Annotated in this window: 5 protein-coding genes; 1 reads left to right on the top strand and 4 read right to left on the bottom strand. The window is 67.1% G+C overall.

Going from position 1 to position 4,255, the window contains the following annotated elements; genetic code table 11:
• Window positions 1–226: 226 nt before the first annotated feature.
• From KGM94_RS23830 to KGM94_RS23815, 4 genes are read right to left on the bottom strand one after another with little or no spacing between them, the layout of a single operon-like run.
• On the bottom strand, window positions 227–745 hold the full coding sequence (locus KGM94_RS23830; protein WP_300264740.1) for an N-acetyltransferase: 519 nt from the start codon (window positions 743–745) through the stop codon (window positions 227–229).
• Window positions 746–797: 52 nt separating this feature from the next.
• A complete protein-coding gene (locus KGM94_RS23825) occupies window positions 798–1,739 on the bottom strand; it encodes a glycosyltransferase family 2 protein (RefSeq protein ID WP_300264737.1) in 942 nt (313 codons plus the stop codon).
• Window positions 1,736–2,902 (bottom strand): hypothetical protein, encoded by a 1,167-nt coding sequence (locus KGM94_RS23820; RefSeq protein WP_300264734.1) that lies wholly within the window; start codon window positions 2,900–2,902, stop codon window positions 1,736–1,738. Before KGM94_RS23820 ends, KGM94_RS23825 begins: the two co-directional genes overlap by 4 nt.
• A 58-nt stretch (window positions 2,903–2,960) precedes the next feature.
• Window positions 2,961–3,452: an NUDIX domain-containing protein gene (locus tag KGM94_RS23815; RefSeq protein ID WP_300264731.1), complete on the bottom strand. Its 492-nt coding sequence runs from the start codon at window positions 3,450–3,452 to the stop codon at window positions 2,961–2,963.
• Window positions 3,453–3,544: 92 nt separating this feature from the next.
• Here KGM94_RS23815 and KGM94_RS23810 point away from each other — a divergent pair.
• Window positions 3,545–4,255: metallophosphoesterase (locus KGM94_RS23810; protein WP_300264727.1), on the top strand; the 711-nt coding region annotated here is incomplete at its 3' end.

Here is a 4,255-nt window from a genome sequence, read left to right as displayed (position 1 = left end):
TCAGCTACAAGACCAGGCTCGACCCGAACCGGTTCGGCACGCGCGAAATGACGGTCGGCCTCGCCGGCAACAACCTGTTGAACGAAAACATCCGCAATTCGGTGTCCTACACCAAGGACCAGGTGCTGATGCCGGGACTGGGCGTACGTGGCTTCGTGAACTTGAAGTTCTAAATCAAGAGTCCACGAAACAGGCCCATGCCAATTCCGGATTCATCCGAGCCCAATCAGCAAGCTCGCGCCCTGCTCCAGTCCGGGCCGACCGGGCCCGATACGCCCTCGAACGCGCCATCGACGAGTTCGTAGACCAGGAGGCGGCCGTAGTCGACCGGACCCGGCATGGTGGCGCGGCCCTTCGGCACGGGCTTGAAGCCGACGCGGCTGTAATAGGGCTCGTCGCCGACCAGCAGCACGAGGCGATGGCCCTGCGCCCTGGCGTCCTTCAGCGCGCGCTCGAGCAGGAGGCGTCCGACGCCGCGGCCGCGAAACGGCGGCTCGACGGTCAGCGGTCCGAGCAGCAGCGCCGGCGTGTCGCCGATGCAAATCGGCAATTGCCGCACCGAGCCGACCAGCAGCGTGCCGATGCGGGCGGTGAAGGAAAGCCCGAGCACATGGTCGACATGCTCGCGGATGCGGTAGGCGCTGAGCACATAGCGACCGGGGCCGAAGGTGCGTTCGTGGAGCCGCTCGATCGCCTGGGCGTCGCCGGCGGATTCCGGCAAGATGGTGAGGGAGAGATCGGTCATGTCGGGAGGCGGGATAGCATCTCGGAAGGCCGCGGTCCATCGGAGCCGGGCGCTAGCTCCCCTTCCCTTTCAGTGCCGGCTGGGACAGGTAGGCGAGCATCTTCATCTCCCGCCGGCCCCGCGTCACGGTGTCGAGCACGAGGCCCGAGGACACCGACAATAGCGCCATGATCATCAGCCCCATGGACAGCACCGCGGTCGGGAGGCGCGGCACGAGCCCGGTCTCGATGAAGGTGATGACTACCGGAATCGAGAGCCCGACCGAGGCCAACGCGAGGACGATGCCGATCGCGGTGAAGAACCGCAGCGGTCGCTCGGAGCGGTACAGCTTCACCATGGTGGCGAGAATGCGGAACCCGTCGCGCCAGGTATTGAGCTTGGAGAACGATCCCTCCGGACGCGCGTAGTAGGGCGTCTCGATCTCGGCGACGGGAAGCGAGAGTTCCAGCGCGTAGACGGCGAGCTCGGTCTCGATCTCGAAACCGTCGGACAGGACCGGGAACGATTTGACGAAGCGGCGCGAGAACACGCGGTAGCCGGACAGGATGTCCTTGAAGGCGTGGCCGAAGGTCGAGGCCAAAAATCCGGTCAGGAGACGGTTGCCGGTGCGGTGGCCGCGCCGCCAGGCGTCCTGCGCCCGATCGACGCGCAGGCCCACGACCATGTCGAGGTGATCGTCGAGCAGCGCCCCGATCATGCGCGGGGCGCTCGGCGCGTCATAGGTCGCGTCGCCGTCGACCAGCACGTAGATGTCGGCCTCGACGTCGGCGAACATGCGCCGCACCACGTGGCCCTTGCCCTGCCGCCGTTCGCTGCGCACGATCGCGCCGGCCTCGCGCGCAACCGGCGCGGTGCGGTCGACCGAGTTGTTGTCATAGACGTAGATCTCGGCCGCGGGCAGGACTTTGCGGAAATCGGCGACCACGGTCGCGACCGCGGCCTCCTCGTTGTAGCAGGGCACCAGCACGGCGATACGAAGCTGCGACGGCGTCATTGCAGGCCCCGAATGTTCGCCGTCTGCAGCTGGGTCTTGGCCGTCGGATCGAGCGGAATCGGATTCGGGACGACGGCGGATTGCATGATCCAGCCGAACGAGAGCGTCCACAGCGACAACATCGCGACCGGCACGACGTAGTAGGGGGTGAAGATCGGATGGCTCAGGAAGAAGGCGAGATTCACCGCGAGGTTCGCCGCGCACAGCAGCGCGACCTGTTGCGCGCCGCCCGTCCCCATCCGCCAGAGCCAGGCGATCGAGCCCATGGTCGCGAGGATCAGCGCGAACTGCATGTCGCCGAGATACTGGCGCAGCACGGTCGGATCGAACGCGGGCGCGACCGCATCGACGCCGCCATAAGTGGTGGCAAACGGGCTGCCCGCGTTGATCGCGTTCGCGATCAACGTCGGCGCCATGCCGAGCACGAAGGCGCCGGCGAAGCCCACGCCTTGCGCGAACGTCCGGGGCTTGCGGGTCCACAGGAACGAGACGCCGAGATAGAGCGCATAGCCGGCGGCGAGGAACAGGTTGGGCAATCTGACATTGACCGACAGGCCCAGCAGCAGACCGAGCAGCGCCACCGGCCAGACGCTGCGGCTCGCCCTGACCAGCCAGAGCGCGGTCAAGAATCCGGCGACGGCACACAGTGCCATGGTCGGTGCGATCGAATAGCTCGCCTTGCCCGGGCTGATCATGAGATAGGTCGCCAGCGCGCCGAACCCGCCGGTGGAAAGAATCCAGAACGGCGACTGGGCGTGGAAGATGCCGAACAGCGCAAACCCGCATACGATCAGGTTCGCGGCGATATAGAGCGAGGTCACCTGAAAGCCTTGCGGAAACAGCGCCAGCACGAAGCCCGTGCCCGGCGGATATTGCAGCACCGACTTGCCGGCCGGCATCGGCGTATGGCACGGCCACGCCTTGGGATCGCTCCAGCCGGCGAAGCCGATCCCTTTCAGCTTGCCCGCCATGAAGCCGTCGTCGTCCCTCGACGCGCTGGTATCGAGCCCACTGACGCCGAAGCGCTGGAACAGATGCGCCTGGCGCAGATAGCAGAGGTCGTCATAGACGCCCCGCGTCTCGCTCCAGCGCGACATCGTGACGATGTTGCTGGCAAGGATCAGCACGCAGATCAGGCCGAGGCTCGACTTGAGGATCGTCATCCGAATTCCACGCCGCGTCGTGCGGGATGCAAAGCGAACTTACTAGCACAGCCGCCCGTCACCGCCACGTCGCAATCAACGGCTTGCCCTCCAGCACCTCCGCGATCCGCAGCCGCGTCCCCGGCGTTGTCCCCTCGGGCAGCGCGGCCGGCTCGAAGAAGCCGCATTCGACGATCTCGCGGTTGGGCTCGGGCAGGCGGTCCTGCCTGAAATGCCTGACCACGTAGACCGCGACGTGGTCGCGCCGCGAGACGTGGCTGTTGAGGAAGATGCCGTGCAGCACCGGTTCGCCCATGACGTCGATGTCGCCCTCCTCCTTCAATTCGCGCCGCATCGCGGCGTCCATGGTCTCGCCGACGTCGACGCCGCCGCCGGGGAAATACCAGCCCTCGACGTAGCTGTGCCTGACCAGAAAGACGCGGTTGTCGGCATCGAGCACGATGGCGCGAACGCCGAGCGTCATGCCGCGGACGAATCGGAAATAGAGGTGGAAGAACCGGCGCAGCAGCGGCTCGTAGCTCCGTCGCATCTCGTCCAGGCGAATTCCCATCAGGCTCCAGCCAGGCGTCCCGGAAAGCTTTCCTTGCACGGCGCGTCCGACCTTGCCATTACACGGCTGAAACGGCGAGGCAATCGCACCCGATGGCACCCTTCAAGCTCGCGCATCTGTCGGACCCGCATCTGGCGCCGCTGCCCCGGCCGCGGCTGATGGAGCTCGCGGGGAAACGTGCGCTCGGCTACCTCAACTGGACGCGCAACCGGCACAAATACCAGCGCCGCGAAGCGCTCGATGCGCTGGTGGCCGACATCCAGGCCCAGGCGCCCGACCACATCGCGGTCACCGGCGATCTCGTCAACCTGGCGCTGGAGGCGGAATTCGCCCCGGCGCGGGCCTGGCTCGAAAGCGTGGGACCGCCGGCGCAAGTCACCGCGATCCCCGGCAATCACGACGCCTATGTCCGTGCCACCCGTCACCGGCACGGCGAGGTCTGGGCGGATTACCTCGCGGGCGATGCGGGCGGCGCCACGTTTCCCGCGCTGCGCCGGCGCGGCCCCGTGGCGCTGATCAGCCTCTCCACCGCCGTGCCGACCCCGCCCCTGATGGCGACGGGCACGCTGGGCGCGGCCCAGCTCGAACGCCTCGAGCGCGTGCTGGAGCAGCTCGCGGCCGAGGACGTCTTTCGCATCCTGCTGGTGCATCATCCCCTGCGCTCGGACGCGCGCCACAAGCGGCTGACCGATTCCGCCGGTCTGCTGGCGCTGCTCAAGCGCCATGGCGTCGAGCTCATCCTGCACGGCCACGACCATGTGCATTCGACCGTCTGGCTCGAAGGCCCCGACCGCGAGATTCCC

This window comes from Bradyrhizobium sp. (assembly GCF_028868675.1).
GTDB lineage: Bacteria > Pseudomonadota > Alphaproteobacteria > Rhizobiales > Xanthobacteraceae > Bradyrhizobium.
This window is presented reverse-complemented; position numbering and strand designations above follow the sequence as displayed.